The organism is Chryseobacterium ureilyticum (genome assembly GCF_900156735.1).
Taxonomy (GTDB): domain Bacteria; phylum Bacteroidota; class Bacteroidia; order Flavobacteriales; family Weeksellaceae; genus Chryseobacterium; species Chryseobacterium ureilyticum.
In genome coordinates, this window is the sequence record NZ_FTOL01000006.1 from 209,570 (window position 1) to 229,361 (window position 19,792).

General features: G+C 34.3%; 21 protein-coding genes. 9 read left to right on the forward strand and 12 right to left on the reverse strand.

Features of this window, described 5'->3' with window-relative positions; genetic code table 11:
• Positions 1-25 precede the first annotated feature (25 nt).
• Positions 26-502, forward strand: coding sequence for a hypothetical protein (locus BW983_RS16945; RefSeq protein WP_076553074.1), 477 nt, complete (start codon positions 26-28; stop codon positions 500-502).
• A gap of 126 nt (positions 503-628) precedes the next feature.
• Here the strand turns inward: BW983_RS16945 and BW983_RS16950 are convergent, their stop codons facing one another.
• The 5 genes from BW983_RS16950 to ruvX all read right to left on the reverse strand — a co-directional run bounded on the left by BW983_RS16950 (position 629) and on the right by ruvX (position 4,211).
• Positions 629-1,504: an SdiA-regulated/phytase-like domain-containing protein gene (locus BW983_RS16950; RefSeq protein ID WP_076553075.1), complete on the reverse strand. Its 876-nt coding sequence runs from the start codon at positions 1,502-1,504 to the stop codon at positions 629-631.
• A gap of 59 nt (positions 1,505-1,563) precedes the next feature.
• Entirely contained in the window at positions 1,564-2,331 is a 768-nt protein-coding gene (gene mazG, locus BW983_RS16955) for a nucleoside triphosphate pyrophosphohydrolase (protein WP_076553076.1), read from the reverse strand.
• A gap of 257 nt (positions 2,332-2,588) precedes the next feature.
• Positions 2,589-3,149, reverse strand: coding sequence for a DUF5606 family protein (locus BW983_RS16960; RefSeq protein ID WP_076553077.1), 561 nt, complete (start codon positions 3,147-3,149; stop codon positions 2,589-2,591).
• A 76-nt stretch (positions 3,150-3,225) separates the two neighbouring features.
• A complete protein-coding gene (def, locus tag BW983_RS16965) occupies positions 3,226-3,798 on the reverse strand; it encodes a peptide deformylase (RefSeq protein ID WP_076553078.1) in 573 nt (190 codons plus the stop codon).
• Complete coding sequence (gene ruvX / locus BW983_RS16970; RefSeq protein ID WP_076553079.1) at positions 3,795-4,211, reverse strand: Holliday junction resolvase RuvX; 417 nt, start codon at positions 4,209-4,211, stop codon at positions 3,795-3,797. The genes def and ruvX overlap by 4 nt, the downstream gene beginning before the upstream one ends.
• A gap of 114 nt (positions 4,212-4,325) precedes the next feature.
• Here ruvX and BW983_RS16975 point away from each other — a divergent pair, with 114 nt between their 5' ends.
• A complete protein-coding gene (locus tag BW983_RS16975; protein WP_065396660.1) occupies positions 4,326-4,802 on the forward strand; it encodes a SixA phosphatase family protein in 477 nt (158 codons plus the stop codon).
• Positions 4,783-5,667 (forward strand): archaemetzincin, encoded by an 885-nt coding sequence (locus BW983_RS16980; RefSeq protein WP_076553080.1) that lies wholly within the window; start codon positions 4,783-4,785, stop codon positions 5,665-5,667. Before BW983_RS16975 ends, BW983_RS16980 begins: the two co-directional genes overlap by 20 nt.
• A 251-nt stretch (positions 5,668-5,918) precedes the next feature.
• Here the strand turns inward: BW983_RS16980 and BW983_RS16985 are convergent, their stop codons facing one another.
• The 5 genes from BW983_RS16985 to BW983_RS17005 form a co-directional block, all read right to left on the reverse strand.
• Positions 5,919-7,463, reverse strand: coding sequence for a serine hydrolase (locus BW983_RS16985; RefSeq protein ID WP_076553081.1), 1,545 nt, complete (start codon positions 7,461-7,463; stop codon positions 5,919-5,921).
• 235 nt (positions 7,464-7,698) lie between these two features.
• Positions 7,699-8,973 carry a hypothetical protein gene (locus BW983_RS16990; RefSeq protein ID WP_076553082.1) on the reverse strand — a complete coding sequence of 425 codons (1,275 nt, stop codon included), beginning with the start codon at positions 8,971-8,973 and terminating at the stop codon, positions 7,699-7,701.
• Between the two features lie 10 nt (positions 8,974-8,983).
• On the reverse strand, positions 8,984-11,350 hold the full coding sequence (locus BW983_RS16995; RefSeq protein WP_076553083.1) for a TonB-dependent receptor: 2,367 nt from the start codon (positions 11,348-11,350) through the stop codon (positions 8,984-8,986).
• Positions 11,351-11,353: 3 nt separating this feature from the next.
• Entirely contained in the window at positions 11,354-12,643 is a 1,290-nt protein-coding gene (locus BW983_RS17000; RefSeq protein WP_076553084.1) for a lysine N(6)-hydroxylase/L-ornithine N(5)-oxygenase family protein, read from the reverse strand.
• Positions 12,644-12,669: 26 nt separating this feature from the next.
• Positions 12,670-14,274, reverse strand: coding sequence for a GNAT family N-acetyltransferase (locus BW983_RS17005; protein WP_076553085.1), 1,605 nt, complete (start codon positions 14,272-14,274; stop codon positions 12,670-12,672).
• 394 nt (positions 14,275-14,668) lie between these two features.
• Here BW983_RS17005 and BW983_RS17010 point away from each other — a divergent pair, with 394 nt between their 5' ends.
• From BW983_RS17010 to BW983_RS17030, 5 genes are all read left to right on the forward strand, one after another.
• Positions 14,669-15,133: a hypothetical protein gene (locus tag BW983_RS17010; protein ID WP_076553086.1), complete on the forward strand. Its 465-nt coding sequence runs from the start codon at positions 14,669-14,671 to the stop codon at positions 15,131-15,133.
• 135 nt (positions 15,134-15,268) lie between these two features.
• Positions 15,269-15,766, forward strand: a complete 498-nt coding sequence (locus BW983_RS17015) for a metallophosphoesterase family protein (protein ID WP_076553087.1) — start codon at positions 15,269-15,271, stop codon at positions 15,764-15,766.
• 53 nt (positions 15,767-15,819) lie between these two features.
• On the forward strand, positions 15,820-16,314 hold the full coding sequence (locus BW983_RS17020) for a Smr/MutS family protein (protein WP_076553088.1): 495 nt from the start codon (positions 15,820-15,822) through the stop codon (positions 16,312-16,314).
• 18 nt (positions 16,315-16,332) lie between these two features.
• Positions 16,333-17,049: a DUF3822 family protein gene (locus BW983_RS17025; protein ID WP_076553089.1), complete on the forward strand. Its 717-nt coding sequence runs from the start codon at positions 16,333-16,335 to the stop codon at positions 17,047-17,049.
• A 67-nt stretch (positions 17,050-17,116) separates the two neighbouring features.
• The gene (locus tag BW983_RS17030; RefSeq protein WP_065396666.1) at positions 17,117-17,689 is read left to right on the forward strand and encodes an RsmD family RNA methyltransferase; all 573 of its coding nucleotides are present in this window, start codon (positions 17,117-17,119) and stop codon (positions 17,687-17,689) included.
• On the opposite strand, the gene BW983_RS17035 is transcribed toward BW983_RS17030, so the two are convergent.
• On the reverse strand, positions 17,686-18,033 hold the full coding sequence (locus tag BW983_RS17035) for a winged helix-turn-helix transcriptional regulator (protein WP_076553090.1): 348 nt from the start codon (positions 18,031-18,033) through the stop codon (positions 17,686-17,688). The genes BW983_RS17030 and BW983_RS17035 overlap by 4 nt on opposite strands.
• Positions 18,034-18,117: 84 nt before the next feature.
• On the opposite strand from BW983_RS17035, the gene BW983_RS17040 reads away from it, so the two are divergent.
• On the forward strand, positions 18,118-18,717 hold the full coding sequence (locus BW983_RS17040; RefSeq protein WP_076553091.1) for a nitroreductase family protein: 600 nt from the start codon (positions 18,118-18,120) through the stop codon (positions 18,715-18,717).
• A gap of 193 nt (positions 18,718-18,910) precedes the next feature.
• Here the strand turns inward: BW983_RS17040 and murI are convergent, their stop codons facing one another.
• On the reverse strand, positions 18,911-19,741 hold the full coding sequence (gene murI / locus BW983_RS17045) for a glutamate racemase (protein ID WP_076553092.1): 831 nt from the start codon (positions 19,739-19,741) through the stop codon (positions 18,911-18,913).
• Between the last annotated feature and the right edge of the window lie 51 nt (positions 19,742-19,792).

Consider the following 19,792-nt stretch of genomic DNA (forward strand, 5'->3'; position numbering starts at 1 on the left):
ACACCAATATCAAACATAATAAAAAATGAAAAGTCTCATCTTACCGATCAGTTTTGTTTTTCTGTTAATCAATATTAATTGTAATCATCAGAGTAAAAATGAAAGTACTTCTCCAAAAACGGAGTCGTCTTCACAACAGAGTAAAATTGAGAAAATACAGTTAACAGAACAGACAAGAGGAAGTAATACCATTATTACTTACACTCCCGCATCTAAAGTAAGCTCCTATAATGGAGAGGAAAGTAATTCCCCAATGTCCGCATCTGAATGGGGGAAGATCACAAAACAGGCAGAAGCAATAGATTTATCTAAAATCTCCACTCTTCAGTCTCCTACTACAGACAGATATACGGATCGAGCTCTGATAGCGACTATTATCATCACCAGTAATGGTACAACTTACACCTCAGCAAGCTTTGATTCTGGGAAACCACCTAAAGAACTTGAGGAATTGTATAATACAATCCAGCCACTGAAGAAAGTTCAGAAAAGAAAATTTTAATTTCAACATAAAAAAACCACAGAACGTTCTGTGGTTTTGTCTTTTATTGTAATGAAATAAGAAAGTATGACCTGGTCAATTGCAGTATAACTATAAGTTCATTGACGAATTGAAGCCAAGCATTTTTTACTGGTTTAGTAAAAATTTATACACATTTCCACCTTCCTGCTTTCCTTTTTCGTCTGCGATCATTAATGTTTTATCATCGAAGAATGCAACAGCTTCTTTTTGAGAATTATGATTTAATGAGATTTTCTCAATATTCGCGGTATTGAAGTTATCAGGAGTAAATCCTGTAAGAACATGTACATTTTTATGGGTCAGTAATACAATCTTATCTTTTGTACTGTTAATTGTAGCGGAAGTAATCGCTGCATCATTATAGCCCCCCTGAAGCTTTAATTTCCCAATCAACTTTGCTTCAAAATCACCTTCTTTGTTAGGAACTTTAAACACCAGGAATGTTCCGTCAAAACCTTTACTTCTGTTTTTCGTAAACAGGTAAAAATTGCCATCCATTTCTACAAAACCTTCACAATCGTATAGAAGATTTGATTTTTTTGGTGGAAACTCGGTTTGCCCTTCATAATGAAACTTAGTCATCTGAATAACTTTTGTAGTTGCTTGAGCAGCATCTTTCAGATCAGTTTTCAAAATAGCAAGATCCTGTCTGTTATTATCATTATTACCAAAATCTCCAATATAAATATTTCCCTGTACATCAGAAATAATATCTTCCCAATCTGTATTTTCAGCATTTTCTACCGGTACTTTGGCAAGCATTTCTCCTTTTTCATTAAGACCATAAATTGCATTTTTATTTCCTCTGTCCTCTATTACCCAGATTGTTTTTTTATCCTTTGATAAAGTAATACCAGAAACTTCCTTTAGCTTTTTAGGCAAAGAAAATTGCAATTGCAGATCATCTCCTGATGCAGGTGAATTCTGAGCTTTAGGATTACAGCTTAATAAAAATAGGGGTAGTATAAGAAGTCTTAGCATTGTGTTGTTGTTTTAATTTAAACTGAAAATAAGAAGCATTAATTGTTCCAATTAAGAAACTATTGTAATTGTTTTGCTTTTTCCCAAAGAACATCCATCTCTTCCAGCGTCATATCAGCCAGTTTTGCGTTTTGTTCTTCTGCAAGTCCTTCCATTTTTTGAAATCTTGAAATAAATTTCAGGTTTGTTCTTTCCAGAGCTGAGTCCGGGTTAATTCCTGAAATTCTTGCATAATTAATCAATGAGAAAAATACATCTCCCAGCTCCTGTTCTTTTTTATCAAGGTCTGTTTCCGCGTGAAATTCCTGGATTTCTTCATCTACTTTTTTCCATGCATCTTCTGCATCGTGAAACTCGAAGCCGATTCCCTTCACCTTATCCTGAATTCTGTAAGCTTTTACCATACTTGGCAAACTTTTCGGAACACCTCCAAGAATAGACTTATTTCCTTCTTTTAATTTCAGTTTTTCCCAATTTTGTTTCACCTCTTCTTCATCTTTCACTTCGGTATCACCATAAATATGAGGATGACGGAAGATCAGTTTTTCATTAAGGGAATTAATAACATCCGCAATATCGAAACTTTCTTTTTCAGAACCTATTTTGGAATAAAAGACCAAATGAAGCAAAACATCACCTAATTCTTTTTTGATTTCCTGTAAATCTTCTTGCAAAATAGCATCGGAAAGCTCATACGTTTCTTCCAGGGTAAGATGACGGAGAGACTGTAGGGTCTGCTTCTGATCCCAAGGGCATTTCTCACGTAAATCATCCATAATATCCAGTAATCTTCCGAAAGCCTCTAATTTTTCCTGTTTTGTATTCATAAGTAATTGGAAATTCAATATTATACAAATGTAAGGGTTATTCGGACACGATGACAAACGTTAAGAGTGAAAGTTACGGGGTTCGTGATAGCGTGACAGACTGGATGTTTAAACCTAACAGATTTCGAAAATATGTTAGGTTTTTGGGATATACTAATCTCAGGTTGTTCGTTCCACTCAGAATGACACTGCAAAAATTACAAACAAAAAACCTCATCATTTCTGACGAGGTTTTATATGGTAAATTCAACAATGAATTATCCTTTTTTAGTGTGTGTGCTTTTAGGAGCTGCTTTTGCTGCTGAAGTAGCTTTTACTTTTGGAGCTGCAGGCTTTTCCGCTTTAGGAGCTGCTTTTTTAGCTTCTTTTTCTACACTTACTTCTTCTTTAGCTGGCTCACCTTCTAAAGTTTCAGGCTCTGCTTTTACGAAGCTTTCCGGAGTAATGTATCCAGCTTTGTGAAGGATGTTATACCACTGAGCTAATTTTTTGATGTCTGAAGAATATACTCTTTCAGTATCGTAGTTAGGAAGTGAAATTAACATGAAGTCTTTCAACTCAGCATCAGTAGATTTGTGAGAAATTGTTTCTTTGTACTCGTTGTTTTTAGCAATATTTTCAAAAACTTCGAACAAAGGAACTTCCTTATCAAATGTAAACATTGCGATATTGTCTAATAAGCTTACCTGGCTAGAGTTTCCAATGCTTACTTTTTTCTTGTTGGTAACATCTTCAATGATGAATCCGTTTCTTAATTGAGAAACTAATTTGTAAAGTCCTGGTTTTCCAGAAATTGAAATTATTTTTTCTAACAGCATAATTTTATTTTTTGTAATTTCTGCAATCAGCGCCGGGCTTATTGCGTTTTATTATTCTTTTTAATCCTTGTTTAAATTATTTTGGAAATCTCATTTTGTAACCGATGCTTACATCACCCTGAGTGATTTTCGTAAGTTTTCCTTTTACCAGCTTTTTCTTCAAGGCACTTAAATGATCCGTGAAAAGTACTCCTTCAATGTGATCATATTCATGCTGAATTACGCGGGCTCTAATATCGGAAAAAGTTTCTGTATGTTTCACAAAATTTTCGTCATAATATTCAATAACGATTGTTCCCTTTCTTTTCACGTCTTCTCTTACATCTGGAATAGACAGGCAACCTTCATTAAACTTCCATTCTTCGCCGGATTCTTCTAAAATTCTAGCGTTAATGAATACTTTTTTGAACTCTGCCAACTCGTCCTTAATATCTTCATAATCCTCATCTTCTGCAAGAGGGGTTACATCTATTACAAACAGACGGATATCCAAACCGATCTGAGGCGCTGCAAGACCTATTCCATTTGCGCTGTACATCGTTTCGAACATGTTATCTATCAGTTCCTGTAATCCGGGATAGTCTTTTTCTATATCTTTCCCTACTTTTCTCAAAACAGGATCTCCAAAAGCTCTTATTGGTAATATCATCTTAATCTTTGTTCTAAAAAATTCTGCAATATGATCGTTGCACTTACTTTATCTATTAATCCTTTTTCCTGTCTTTTCTTCTTATTTTTTCCGCTTTGGGAAATAAAGAATGAAGCCATTTTGGAAGTAAATCTTTCATCAAAACGATGGACAGTAATATCTGAAAATTCTTTTTTAAATTCTTCAATGAACTTTAAAATATCAGTTTCCACCTCTGAAATATTCCCTTTCAGGTCTATGGGAAGCCCAATTACTACTTCGTCTACCTTATTTTCGCTGAAATATTTTTTCAAAAATTCCATTAAATTACGGTTCTCTACAGTCTCCAATCCACTGGCGATGATCTGCATATCGTCTGTTGCAGCGATACCACAACGTGCTTTTCCGTAGTCTATTGCAAGGATTTGTCCCATAAGTCTGCAAATTTAGTAAAATTTACTGATTTTATTCATAACGCAGTTTTTTTCTCCAAATCATGTTTTATTCCATTATTTTTTTTATAATTTTAATCTTCCAAAAAACAATATATGAAGAGACTCATCCTCGTAAGACATGCAAAAAGCGACTGGCCGGAAGAAACAGAGGACTTTGACAGACCCTTGGCAGACAAAGGACTGGAGGATGCTATGAACATGTCCAGATTCCTGAAAAATAATAATATTTCCATTGATCATTTTGTATCAAGCCCTGCTGTGCGTGCTTTGAATACCTGTAAAATTTTTAATCAGACCTATCAGCTGAACTGCTCTACTGATGAAAAACTTTATAATCCTTCGGAAAGCAATTTTGAATCTGTAATCTATGACCTGGATGATAATTTGAGCTCCGTTGCTCTTTTCTCTCATAATAATGGAATTTCCAATTTTGCTAATTCTATTTCTGAGGATATTTTTCATTTCCCGACGTGTGGTGTAGCCGGTTTTGAAGTAGACTGCAATTCCTGGGCTGAGTTTGACGGAGCCAGAAAAAAACTCCTTTTCTTTTATGAGCCAGGGAAAATCTAGTTTCACTCCAATTATATTTTATGCTATAATTTTTACTTTCTTTTCATGTCAGAAAAAGGAAAGAACTTATTTTGAAGCGATTGCACTCAATGATGTAAAACTATCCAATCCAAAACCAGGAAGCTGGAGGTACGACCATGATGAAAAATTCCAAAAGTTTGAGGACTTTCAAAAGGTAAAGAAAATAAAACCTGAAACAGGAAAAAATATAATTTACCTTCAACCCATAGGAGAGTTTAGCAATCTTCAGAAAAACGAGATCAAACTTACTCAGGAATATTTAAAAATATATTTCCAGTTAGAAACGAAAATATTACCAACGTTATCTAATAGTATTTTCCCTAAATCTGTAAGAAGGATCAAAGATGAACATGAGCAAATATTGGCTGGATATGTCTTGGACAGTATTCTGATAAAAAGAAAGCCAAAAGATGCTGTCGTATTAATGGGAATTACGGAAAAAGATTTATTTCCGAGACCAGAATGGAACTATGTATTTGGACTTGCCTCTTATGAGAATGGCGTGGGTGTAACATCGATATACCGATTTTCAAATGGTAGCTTAACTGAATCCAATTTTAATAAAAGCCTTATCAGATTAATGAAAATAGGTTCTCATGAAATTGGACATATGTTTGGAATCAGTCATTGCCTTAATGCCAACTGTGTAATGAATGGAACCAATACCCTTCCGGAAACAGATTTTCACTATGCAAGAGCATGCTCACTCTGCCAAAGAAAATTGAATTCAAGCATTCCTTATGGTAATAAAAAACGTTTACTTGAACTAAAAAGTTTTTTTGAAAAACATCACCTCAATTCTGAACTTTCACGTGCTGAACAGGATCTTAATCTCTTTCAATAACTAAATTTTATTTTACAAACCCATATTCCCCTCTTCTGGAGGGGTGGCAAAAAAAATATTTTTTGACGGGGTGTTTCACTTCAGTTTCGGCTAAATTCTTATTTGATAATGGGCTAAAGCCCGTTCCTATTGATACAATTAATATATAATTTTTCGCATTAAAATTCTGTGAACATCACAAAAAAAGAACGAACCTAAGTCCGTTCTTCATAGAATATCTTTTGCGATTTCGCCTTTTTACATTTTTGTTCTTATTTCTTTCTTAGATCCAGATCATCAAAATCAAAACTAAAATCCGTAACATCCGAAATTGCTTTCAACCTTGCTGACTGAGCTTTTCCGTTCTCATCATAATCGAAGATAATATAAGCATCGGCATCATAACTTCTGTCATCCCATTTAATGATGAATGAATTATTAGAATAAGGAAGCAATTCTCCTTTTAATCTTGGTGAATTTTTACATGAAATTCTGTAGGCATTTCCCTGTTGGGTTATATCAACATCTCCAAACCAGATATCATTGTAGGTTCCTGTAAACTGTTCTGCTTTTGGCTGAAGCCCTTTTTCCTTTTTAAATGTTTCAGATTTTGTAAATGCTTCTTTCTTTTGCTTATCATAGTCAGCATTTATTTTAGTCATTCGGTCTCCGTATGTTTTCAGCCAATTTCTGTCTGCTACTCCAAGGTAAGAATCCTTCACTGTATTCGTAATGGTATTGAATGCTGCTCCTGACTGCTGGTTTGTTAATACAACAATTCCAAGTTTAAGATCAGGAATTAAAGTAAACTGAGTTACAGTTCCTATCAATCCGCCCGTATGCTGTACTTGTTTATGTCCTTTTACATCACTAAGGAACCAGCCTAGACCATATCCGTAGAAACTTGTATCATAAGGGTTTTTAGCCGCTACTCTATCTGGAATCTGTAAGCTCCAAAGCTGTTGAATATTTTTATCTGAAACTAATTTCTTTCCGTCTTTGGTTGTAAAATTATTTAACAGACATTCTGCCCAGGTTGTCATGTCCTTAATATTACTCATAATTCCACCAGCTGCATTAGCTGTTTCGTTCCAGTCGTGAGGTACAGCGATTGCTTTTCCGTCTACCGGAGCGTGTGCATCGATTTTATTGGCAGAACTTTTAGCTCTGTTGTAACTTCCAAAACTGGATGTCATTCCTACAGGTTTCATAATTTTCTGTTCGATAAATTCAGCCCATGTTAATCCGGAAATTCTGTGGATTACCTCTCCGGCAACGATAAACATAATATTATTATAATCCAGAGTTGTTCTGAAAGGGTTTTCCGGTTTCAGATATCTTACATTGTGTACAATATCATTAACGCTTAAGCTTCCTCCTTCAGGGAAAAACATAAGATCACCTTGTCCCAATCCTAGTCCTGCTCTATGTGTAATAAGATCTTTTACTGTTACATTTTGGGAAACGTATGGATCATACATCTGGAATTCAGGAATATATTTTGAAACCTTGTCATCCCAGTTTAACTTTCCTTCATCTGCAAGAATTGCCAATGCCACACAGGTAAAACCTTTTGAATTGGAAGCAATACCCACAAGCGTATTATCATCCATTGGCTGTTTTGTGGTAAGAGAACGTACTCCAAAGCCTTTAGAATAGGTTATTTTACCATCTTTTACAATTCCTACTGACATTCCGGGAACATCAAAAGTCTTCAGGGTATTTTGGATCAATTCATCCAGTTTTTTTTCTTCAACCTGAGCATTTGCTATTCCAACGGTTAAAAGAAAAATGAAAAAAGAAAGTTTCTGCTTCATTACTTTTTAATTTCCCCAAATTTAATAAATAACCTGAGTCTGAGATAGGAAAAATATGATTTATATGAAGGGAATCATGATAAACTTGATTTAACTCTAAACTGAAATTCAACATTCTTCTTTAAGGTAATTTTCAGCCTCCAACTACCTTACTTCTATTCACAAAAAAAACCGGAAGAAAATTCTTCCGGTTCTCATTAAATCAAATGATCTTATTGTACTAACAAAAAAGAAATTATTTTTTAGAAATGATATTCACCCCCATTAGTCTTCCGCTTCCTTTAAGTTTAAATTCAACTTTTGTATTTTTAGAAACCGGGTCGTAAGAGCTTAAACCTGAAAAGTTGTCTGCCTTATTATTAGACATAAAATAGATTCTGTTTTTATATAAGAATGGGTTCTGATAGTTGTAAAAATTATCCACCGGAATATCAAGTTTTACAGCTTTTTTGGTTTGAACATCAATTTCGTTCCAGAACCAGATATCATTTCTGTAGCTTACCCCATGTCCTCCTGCATAATAAGATGCACCTGTTGAAGGAATTGTAGTATAAATTTTATTATTATAAGCAAATATCCTGTTAAACTCTGCCGGCTGAACATAATTTTTCATATCAATTTCAAAGGTAGAATCAAAGGTAGTTTGCCCATTTTTTATTCTAAGAATCTTTGATGAATAAGCTGATTCCTGCGCTTTCATATCAGATGTTGCTACCATATAAATATCTTTGGTTACCTCATCAATACTCCATAGAACATGGTCTGTGAAAAGCCCAAGGTTTGTAGCATTAGGATATTTGGTAACATTTTCCACCTTTTTTGTCGTCAGGTTATATACTGCAACCGCTACTTCTTTTACAACCGGTTTTATCTGCCAATTCGATCCTTTTTTACCGATCTGTAAATCAAGGTATAATTTATCATCTCTCTTGATTAAAATTAGCTGTCCTGCAGCCTGATAAGCTGTTTCTCCCGGTTCAAGAACAGCGGGGTCAATAGTTTGAGCCAATGAAGAAAGGTCTATTTCTCCTGTACGCTGCATGGTTCCCGGATTAAAAGTCTGAAGTTTAAGCATTCCTCTTGAACCATCCCAATAATATCCTTCCGTCTCACTCACTACCAGATAGTTAGGCTCAAAACCATTATTTTGGGTAGCGATGAAACCTTTTGAAGAAATACTTCCGGCATTATCTGCTGTAAGTTTAGAGAAACCTTCTTCTGAAGAGGCTGCACCACCAAGTCTGTATATATTTTCTCCGAAAGCTTTCCCTCCTGCGGAATAAGCAATCTGATAGAAAGGTTTTTTATCCGCTAATGAAAGTTCTCCCTGAGGCAGTTCTGAGAATGAATAAATATTTCCACCCCATCCGGCTGTACTGTTATAGATGATCCAACTGTCTTTTGTTGGTTGTTTCTGTTGCTCTTCAATATTGTCATCGCTGCTGCAATGAGTAAAAAGCAAGAGGCTTAATGCAGATAAAATGATTGAAAACGGTTTTGATTTTCTCATGATTATAATATTAAAAAATTGTATACGTTAATTTTAAATGATAAGATCTAGTGGGTTTCTGTGCGTTATAATTATCGTAAAGTCTTTCGTTTGTAAGATTATTAACGCTAAAATTAATAGCCAGCTTAGGATCTGCGAGGAAATAGGTAATTCCCACACCTACATCCACCATTCCCAGTCTGCCATCATTCGGGATCAGAAGATCGCTGGAAGCAATGGTAGCTTTGGAAAACAGTCCCGGTTCAAGGTTTTTTGGTACGGGATATAGCAGGAAACGATGTACATAATTGATATTATAGTACAGCTCCACCTTATCCTTTATTTTGAGAATATCTGAAAAATTCAGTCTCATATAATGGTTTCCGAATAGGTAAGGAATATTTGGCTGTCTGGCATCTTCCCAAATCGTTTCAGAACCGGAAAGATTCTTAAGTCTTATATCCTGATAGGTAAGATTGAATCCTGTCTGGATATTTTTTATCGGTTGATAATTGATCTCATATTCCAATCCAAGAATTCTGTTATCATAATAGTTCTGATATCTTCCATAAGGATTATCCGGTATCATGAATATTGTGTTCTTGACATTTCTGTAGAAGAGATTTAAACTTGTATTCAGCTTATAATTTGATGAAGTATAATCCAGAACAACATTGACGTTATCACTTTTTTCGGGTTCGAGGTCAAGATTTTCTTTGATTAAGACTCCGTCTCCAAAAATTTCGGTTTCATCAGGAAGACGAACTGCTTTTTCATAGGATAATTTCAGGATAAAGTTTTTAGGTTTATAGCTGATTCCTGCCATATATCCTGAGGCATTTTTATTCCGGTCAGACTCCCATGTGAAATTATATTTATCAGTGGTATATCCTTTAGAACTGAAGAAATAATTCTTTACCCCAAGCACGGTTTCCACCTTTCGGTCAAGCCAGTGAGATACTAATCCCAACGCTGCAATATTTTTGTTGTAAATCGCAGGGACCTTAAGAACATCTTCTCCGTTGCTATTAATGGCTCCATAAGGATCACTTCCTTTTCTGCGTTGATAGAAATAGACATTTCCAAATTCCAGACTGTGATTATTATTGATTCGGAATGCAGCATTTAGCCTTGTATGAAACATATTGTAATTCATTTTCATATCATTCCCTTTATTGATCTCACCAACGCTATTTTCATCACTGAAAGTAGATTCTCCCAGCCAATTGTATCTGCGTCTGCTGATGTCTACAAAAGAATTGTTATATCTGGCAAAGGCAGTCATTAGATCTAGTTTCAGCCGGTTATCAAAGAACATTTTTTTATACTGAAGGTAACCCGTTACATTATTTTCTTTGGCAAATGCTTCACCATAGGGTTTTCTCATTTCAAGGTCATTCTGAATCTCTTTATAAAAATGAGAGTAGATAAATCCTACTCTAAAGTCATCAGCCCAGCTTTTTTTTCTTACACCGGTATAGACTTCCATGTAAGAAGCTTCAGTATCATCGTGAAATCTTTTAGCTTCCACTTTTTTAAGATTGGCTGTTTCAGGATCGATAATATCCCCCAGAATTTTATAGTTGTTTTTAGAAAACACATAACTCGCCTGGGTTCCTATATAAAATAAACTGTCTTTTTTTCCTGTAAATACTGCATTAAGATGAGATTTGTAGGTACTAAATGATGCAATCTCATTGGATATTTCAAGGTTGTCTTTTTGTATAGGTTTTGAGATAAAATTAATCCCACCACCTAACGCATCTGATGCCAGAGCGATGGGCATTACCCCTTTGTACACATCTACCCTGTCTAGCATATTGGGAGATAAAACATTCGGATTAAAGCTATGTCCGTAAAATTCAATGGGTACTCCATCTCTGAAAATTCTGACTGCTTTCCCCTGAAGACCTCCAAGATTAACCTGAAATCCGGATCCTACTCCTCCTTCTGTACGAAGCTTCACTCCAGTGGTCATATTAAGTATTTCACCAATATTGTTTGCCTGGCTTTTTACAGCCTGCATATCAACGATCTTAACACTTAGAGGAGTTTCTTTAAGCTTCTGCAGTTTCTTTTTGCCTCTGATATAGACCTCATCAATACTGTTTGCATCCGAAATTGCGATTTCATATTTTTGATGTGATTGACAATTGATATTTAATGTATCATTATAAACAACTTCACCATGATACAATACAGATACCTTCACAGGACCATCTGACACTTCTGCAAAATCAACAGTTCCCTGTTTTGAGACCTTTTTCTTTTCGCCGTTAATCATAACATACACATCATCATGATTGTATTTTTTGAGATTTTTAACGACTAAAGTAATCGGGCAGGCAGCCAAAGCTAAAGAAGAAAGTACAGAGACCAGGAAAAATATACGCTTCATAGTTTATATAGTTTCTAATGCTCCGAAATGTTGAAAAGCAATGTTTTTTTCTAATGGATAATACTCGTGACCCAGTATTTTGTTGATAATAGTCGCGTTTCTGTAAGGTCCCATTCCAAGATCTGATGTGATAATCCCTTGCGAATCTACACAGCCGTTCTGCATGAATATTTCACTATCGTTTACATCAACTGTGTAGTTTTCTGAGGATAATAATGTCCCATCATTTTGGCTTTTGTTCAGGCGGTCTTCGATGGGTTGTAAGAAATGAGGAACTTCATATCTATAGCCTGTTGCCAGAATAAGATAATCTGTATCTACGGAGAAGTTTTTTTCTTCTTCCAGATGCCTCATATTTAGTGTATAGCTTTCATTGTATGACATCTCTTCAAGCAAACTATTGGTAAGAATTTTCACAGGAAGTGGTTGTTCTTCCTTCATCTGCTGATGATAAAGTTCATCATAAATTGTACTTATCAATTCATCATTAATTCCTTTATACAGAATATCCTGCTTGTTGATAACATCTCTTCTTTTGTTTAATGGAAGCCTGTTGAAATAAGAAATATAATCCATGGAAGTAAATTCATAAGTGAATTTTGAGTTTTCCATTGGGAAGAATCGGTCTGCTGCTGTTACCCAATTCAGTTTTAAATCTAAATCCGGTCTGGATGAAAGAAGATCAAAAAAAACTTCTCCTCCACTTTGTCCGGAACCTAATACTGTAATGGTGCTGCCTTTCTTTAAATATTGTTTTCTGTGTAAATATTCGGAAGAGTGGAATATATGTTCTTTTGAGAAACGCTCTGTTATCTTAGGCACATTAGGAATAGAACCAACTCCTAAGACAATTTTATCTGTGAGATATACTTTCTTTTCACAATTAATTAGATCAATCACTGAAACTTCGTAGCATTCATGAAGTTCATTATAATCTATTTCTGTAACGGTATGACTGAAATTCAGACTTTCAATTTGTGAGGCTACCCATTTGCAGTAAAGGTTATACTCCATTCTCGTAACATAAAAGCTTTCCTTAAAACAGAAGCGGAAAATCTTACCTTGCTCTCTTAAATAATTGATATACGTAAAAGGGCTTTTAGGATTTACAATCGTTACCAAATCTGCCAGGAAAGGAACCTGTAGCGTTGTCCTTTCTATCATCAAACCGCTATGCCATTCAAACCTTGGTGCTTTATCAAAAAATATGGTTTTCAGATTATGCTCCTCAAGCAGAGCTGCAAGGCTTAGATTGAATGGACCTATTCCTATACCAATAATATCATATTTCATAAATTATCTTTTTCAGTATTCAAGTATTATGTTGTAATGTTTATTTTCAGAACCGAGTTTTTGAAGATATCTTCTGTTGTTTCGTAGAACTTTTCGCGGTCAAGGAAAGTCAGGTTGGATGTTTTATAAGGAAGAGCCAGAGATCTGTTGAATTCACATCCTACTTTGGTAATCAGGTTATGTGTTCCTTTATGAGATGCAGAGGCTTCGCCTATCATTCTTGTCAGTTGTGGGAAAGAGAAGAAATATTCCATACACATAGCCAATGCATTCATTGAAAAGTTGGGAATTTTTTCTTTTGCAGGAGCAATAAGCATGTGAAAGCCGTAATCTCCAGGATTGAATCGGTAGTACTTGCCCACTTCATCTTTTACTGCCCAATAGAGTTCTAAAGTAAAAATAGGATTGCCATTCAGAAGTCCAATGTAAGGATGGGAATAATCAACCCCCATGTGTTTAATATAAGCTTCTTCAAACTCCTGTTTATCTACATCCATTTCCCAATACTTTTTAGCGTACTCCATATTGGACCATTCATGAAGGAATTCCATATCCGTTTCCGGATTAAAAGCTCTCAGGGTAATTTCTAAAGTCCCATTATTGAAGTATCTTTTATGCAAGATTTCCCCATAATCCGGTTTGATCAGCTTTTTGGAATAGTGCTTAGGATTAATCAGGAAATTATGTTGTCTGATATATTCTTTCCAGATACCGTCATTCACACTGTAAGCCTGTTTCAGGAAAAGCCTTGCCTCTATGGTTTCATAAATAAAACTCATGGCATCGCCATAAACTTCCTTTAAAGAATCAATTTCTGTATCTACAATCTGGTAAAGAATTTCTTCCTCTATTGAACCCAGATAAGCCAAATGTCTCAAAACCGGATAAAGATTGTAATACACTACATGAGTTCTTATAAAACTTTCTGCCTTTTCAGTTCTTATAGCAGATCCGTCCAGAATGTATTCATCAAAACTAACATGTATTTTATCCGCACTTTGATTGATATAGGTATGCCCAATATTACTGTTATAGATAATTCCTTCCTCAATATACTTTCCTACAGCTGTTTTCAGTAATGAATGGGTATATTCTGAAAACCATTGGATAATAGCTGCTTTCTTATCATAATTGGATTCTAACGAGATATTCTTTGAGATAAATTCCAATAAGTAATCATTCTCATATCCGAAAAACTCAAAGAGAGTTCCTGCTTTCACAGAATCTGCGAAGAGATCAGCCTCATCTACTGTTTTATGAGCCTTGTCAAAATATGTATCAAACTCTTCAGAAAAATATTTGATATAATCCTCTTCCGGATTTTCTAGGGTTGTATTTCCACCATAAGCAAGGGAAGTAATAAATCGATACGCTTCTTCTTCACCAATCTTAATCACTTCACCCATTTTCTTTTCTCTATACCCAACGTCTTTTCCAAGGTAATGAACTCCGGTAGTAGAAAAATGCTTTACAGGAACAATTAAATAAGATTCTTTACCTGTAATATTAATTCGTATGAATTTACTTTCAGAACAACTGTTCATGAACGTTGACAACTCTTCATCAAACTTTGGTATAAGGTCAAAATAATACCAGTTTTTGCTTTCCAATAAGTATAAACCGACACTCATTATTATTTTTGTTTAGATTAAATAAAAATTAAGACAAATATATACATATTTTTCAGCCAGCAAAAGAATTATTTAAAATACCGAAAATGAACATACTAAAATACTGATTTATAACTCATTAAAATAAAAAATACTAGTCCATTAATACACCAAAAAGTGAATATGTGCATTTTTTTAATCCCCATTTTTTGTAATGCAAATCAATTTTCAGCGTTTCAGAAAAAGAGTTTTAAGAATTAAACAAAAAAAGAGTCAGAAAAAGCAAAATGTCTCAATTTGAGACTTTGTAGAAAGATGAAGCTGTCATGATAAACTTTATAATCAGCAGAAAATTTTCAGCCTTGTATTGAAAAGCATAATTTTGCTGATATTAAAATGTAATTATTTTAAAAGTATGAAAAAGTTGATCCCATTTCTTCTATTATTATTTTTCGCTGTAGGTTTTATGAAAAGCCAGGACAGAACTTCTAATCCTCTTCTGATGCAAAATTGGAAACTGAAGAAACTAGATACTTATATTTACACTTATGAAGTACAGGGTTCGTTTGATACTAAAACTCCTGGTATAAAATTTAATAAAAACGGGAAGGTTACAGGTAACCTAAGCAAATCTACCAATGGATATGACATCAAAACTGATTTACCAAATAGATCTTCAAAACCCGAACGATATCTTGGCAGCTGGAAGAAAGTCTCAGATTCTACAGTAGCAATTGCATTCTCTTCAAATACAAGTATGACTGGGACTTTTATTATTTCAAAACTGAGCAGTCATGAGCTGAAATTAAAAAAAGTTTTCAGCGCAGATATTGAAAAGAAACTTGATTCTATACGCAGAACCAAAGATATTTCATACTAATTTTTTAAAACCTTCTTCAACTTCACTGATTGACAAAAAATATTCTTTGTCAAACCTTCGCTATATTTGCAATCTGAAAAGTGACAACAGCAGATTATTAAAATCAATAAAAATATTACTGAAACACTCTAGATCATGACAAAAATACTTCTCCTTTCCGATTCCCATTCTTATATTGATGAAAGAATCCTGGAATATGCTTCCCAAGCAGATGAAATCTGGCATTGTGGAGATTTTGGAAGTGTAGACGTGATTGAGCAACTTGAAAAGATAAAACCTTTAAAAGGAGTTTACGGAAATATTGACAATGCAAAGATCCGCGCTGAATTTCCGGAAGTAAATCGTTTTGTCTGTGAAAACCTTGAAATTCTGATGATTCACATCGGAGGATATCCAGGAAAGTATACTCCATTAACGAAAAAGGAAATTGCTGAAAAAGCCCCGAAATTATTTATTTCCGGGCATTCTCATATTTTAAAGGCAATGTATGATGAAAAAAACAGTCTTTTGCACCTGAACCCGGGAGCTTGCGGAAAGCAGGGATGGCACAAAGTGAGAACAATGATGCGCTTTGTTGTAGATGGCGAGGAAATAAAGGATCTTGAGGTAATAGAATTGGGACCGAGAGTATAAATAAGGAAACATGATTGATCAATAAAAGCATTTGTTCAAAGTAGGTAAAAAATATGAAAATTGGGGATACAGTTTCTGTAGTAGATGAAGATTTAAGCGGAGTGGTAACTTCCGTGAAAGGAAATATTGTGGTTTTTAAGGACGAATACGGATTTACCCATCAATATCCGAAAGAAAAGCTGGTTCCCAAGAATGTTGATTTCTACGAAAATATCAGAGTAGAAAGAAAAGCTGAGCCTAAAAAGATCATTTCAAAAAAACATCAGAAAAATCATTTGGTTTTGGATCTTCATTTTCATAATTTGGTAAAGAATCCTAATGACTATGATAGCTTTGAAAGATTGTTTATTCAAAAGGAAAAACTGATTGAAGTAATTGAGTTTTGCCGAAAGAATAATCTGAAAAGACTGGAGATCGTTCACGGAATTGGTGATGGTACGCTTCAGAGAATGGTTCGGGATGTGTTGGAAAGCCAAGTCAATATTGATTTTTATAATAAGGAAATACTTCACCATCAATCGGGTGCGGTAATGGTAGAATTTCACTAAATTTGCAGGAACAGAAATATGAACGTACTTAATTTACTTTTTACCAAAGACGGATTGATCTATCAGATTGTTAAAAACAAAAGCATTCTGGAAGAGAAATCTTATTTTGTGACTGAAGAAACACCCGCCAATCTTATTGAAGAACAGCTGGATGAAGTTCTTATCAAACAACGCTTTGATGAAATTCAGGTGATCTCCGCACTGAATCATTTTACCCTGATGCCAGAAGGTTTTTCTGAGCATGATGCAGGATTTGACTTAATTTCTTTCAATGCTCCGGCTGATAGAGAGAAAGAGGAACTGATGCTTTCCATCAACAAAAAATTTAATATTCAGTTTTACTATACTTTCCCAAAAAACTATTATAAGAAGATCAAAGAACTTGCTATCCCGGTACATTTTAATTTTTCCGGAGAAAAGTTTCTAAGCTCTATCAATAATAAAAATAATAAGGAAATTCACATTAACCTTTATCATAATCAATGTGAGTTTTTTGCCATAGACAACAAAAAGATTATTCTTTACAACAACCTTGATGTGAATTCTGAAGTTGATTTCCTTTACTTTGTGATGTTTACACTGAGCAAAATCGGTTTTGGAATCAATGAAACAAGTTTCTATGCTTATGGAGAAACTACAGAGAATGAAACATTCATTTCCGAACTTCAAAAGTTTGTAAAGAATCTAAAAATTGTTTTTGACAATATTCCTAATAAGAATTTTATACTTAATTAGATTGTAGACTGCAGTTTATCTTAATAATCTGTCACCTATAATCTAGTCCCTAAACCCTAACAAAAATATGTTCAGAATAATATCCGGCAAATGGAAAGCCAAAAAAATTGCCGCTCCCAAAAACTTTGATGTAAGACCTACAACGGATTTTGCCAAAGAAGCCTTATTCAGTATTTTGGAAAACAAATACGATATGCAATCGATTTCAGTATTGGATCTTTTTGCAGGAATTGGTTCTATAACTTTGGAATTTGCTTCCAGAGGATGTCAGAATATAACGTCTGTAGAGATGAATCCAAAACATACTGCTTTCATCAATTCTACAGCTTCCGAATTGGATATGGCACTTCAGATCAATGTGCAGAGAGGTGATGTATTTGATTGGCTTAAAAAGTTCAGAAACAAAAAATCCTTTGAGATTGTTTTTTCTGATGCTCCTTTTGAAATGGAAGAAAAGAAATATTATGAGCTAATTTCCTTAGTTTTAAATAATAAATATTTAAAGGAAAACGGAGTTCTTATTGTAGAACATCAAAGCCGTATGAAACTTGAACATCCAAATTTAGTAGACACCAGAAAATACGGGAACGTAAGTTTCAGTTTTTTTGAACCAAATAAAGAAGATAATCAGGAACTTTAGTTCTTGATTATTTTTTTTGAATTGATAGGAGCTGCAATTCCCCATTGGGTAATAGCTTCTAATACCGGGAGCAATGTTTTTCCAAAATCCGTTAAAGTATATTCTACCATCAAAGGTGGCTTTTCCGTATATACTTTTCTATCTATGATATTATCTTCTTCCAGTTGTTTAAGCTGAAGACTCAATGTTCTTTCCGTAATTGTCGGAATAACTTTCCTTAATTCATTATATCTTTTAGCTCCATTGATAAGGTGGTGCAAAATTACAGCCTTCCATTTTCCGCCTATAAACCTCATGGTAACACTTGTACAGCATGGGTAAGATTTGTTGTCTATGATATACATTTTTATACTATCCTTTTTTACCGTTATTGCAAAGTTAATAAACTTAAATTAATTTTGTAACTATAGAAATGATAGTATAAAATTATGAACTTTTTAGACAAAATGAAAACAAGGTATACTGTGAAAAAGTATAACCCACAAGGAAACATCAACGAAGAGCAAATTTCTCAACTGAAAGAAATTTTGAATCTTAGCCCTTCTTCCATTAACAGCCAACCATGGAATTTTATCTTTGTAAATCGTGGTGAACTGAAAGATCAGCTTGCAGAAGTTTCTTTCATCAATAAAGAGAAAGTATTAGACTGCAGTCATCTCATTATTTTCCAGGTCCTTAAAAATCCTGAAGATTTTGAAAAACAAATTGAAGAAAACTTACCGGAAGGCGCTGTTAATTATTACAAAAACAGAGTAAAGCCTAAAGGTAATGAGTTTGTAAAATCATGGCTGGGACATCAGGTGTATTTATCACTAGGAGTACTTCTTTCAGCATGTGCAGATATGGAAATAGATTCAACACCTATGGAAGGTATAGAGCCTGAACACTATGATGAGATTCTGAAAAATGATAAATACGAAACTTTGTTTGCCGTTGCCATCGGAGAAAAATTAGACACAGATACCAATCAGCCTAAATTCAATCCAAAAACAAGATTAAAAGCTGAGAAAGTAATCTTGGAAGCATAGTTTTTAAACACAAATTGTATGAACTTTCACACAAATAGCCATAAATATCTGTGAAAATCTGTGAGATCTGTGGGAAATAAAAAACTTATACCTTCTGCATAATTTGCGACTTGACGTTTTTGAGATTGATTCGCTTCACTCGCAATGACAAAGGAAAGAAAAAAGTCTGCTTCCAAATGAGGCAGACTTTTATTTATAATACTTTAAATTCTAAATCAATGGTTTTACCGAAGAACTTCTTAGAGATCTTCTCAAAGTTTTTGGTAAGATCGGAAAGATAGAAATGATAATTCGGTTTTGGATTGTTGTCATTCAGAAGGTTATACTTATCCAGAATAATCTTGAGATGATTGGCAACAATATTAGGTGAGTCGATAACACGAACTCTGTTTCCGTAATACTGCTTAATTTCATCAATTAACAATGGATAATGGGTACATCCTAAAATCAATGTTTCAATATTCTTAAGTTTATTATTACTTAGATAATTGTAAATAATAGCATGCGTTATCGGATGGTTTTTGAATCCTTCTTCAATGGCAGGAACCAATAAAGGTGTCGCCAATTCATCCACTTTAATCCATTTATTATGCTTTCGGATACTTTTTTTATAAAGTCCTGAGTTCACTGTAGCTTTCGTAGCAATCACTCCAACATTATTATGGATTTCATAGGAAACTTTTTCTGCAACGGGATTGATCACGTCAATTACAGGAACTCTTCCCGCAACGGATTGCATTACTTCATTTAAAGCATTTGCGGTAGCCGTATTACAGGCAATTACAATCGCTTTGCAGTTCTGCTCCAGAAGGAAATTCGTAATTTTTGTAGAATATTCTATAATCGCTTCTTTAGACTTTTCGCCATACGGAAGGTGCTTTGTATCTCCAAAATAGATCAGGTCTTCATTAGGAAGAAGTCTTTTAATCTCTTTGGCAACGGTAAGTCCTCCTACTCCACTATCAAAAATACCGATAGGCTGGCTAGATGAAAGATGCGAATAATCTTGTTTTTTAGTTTTCAAATGAACTGAAATTTTATACAAAATTAATGAATTTACGTTGTATTTACATTG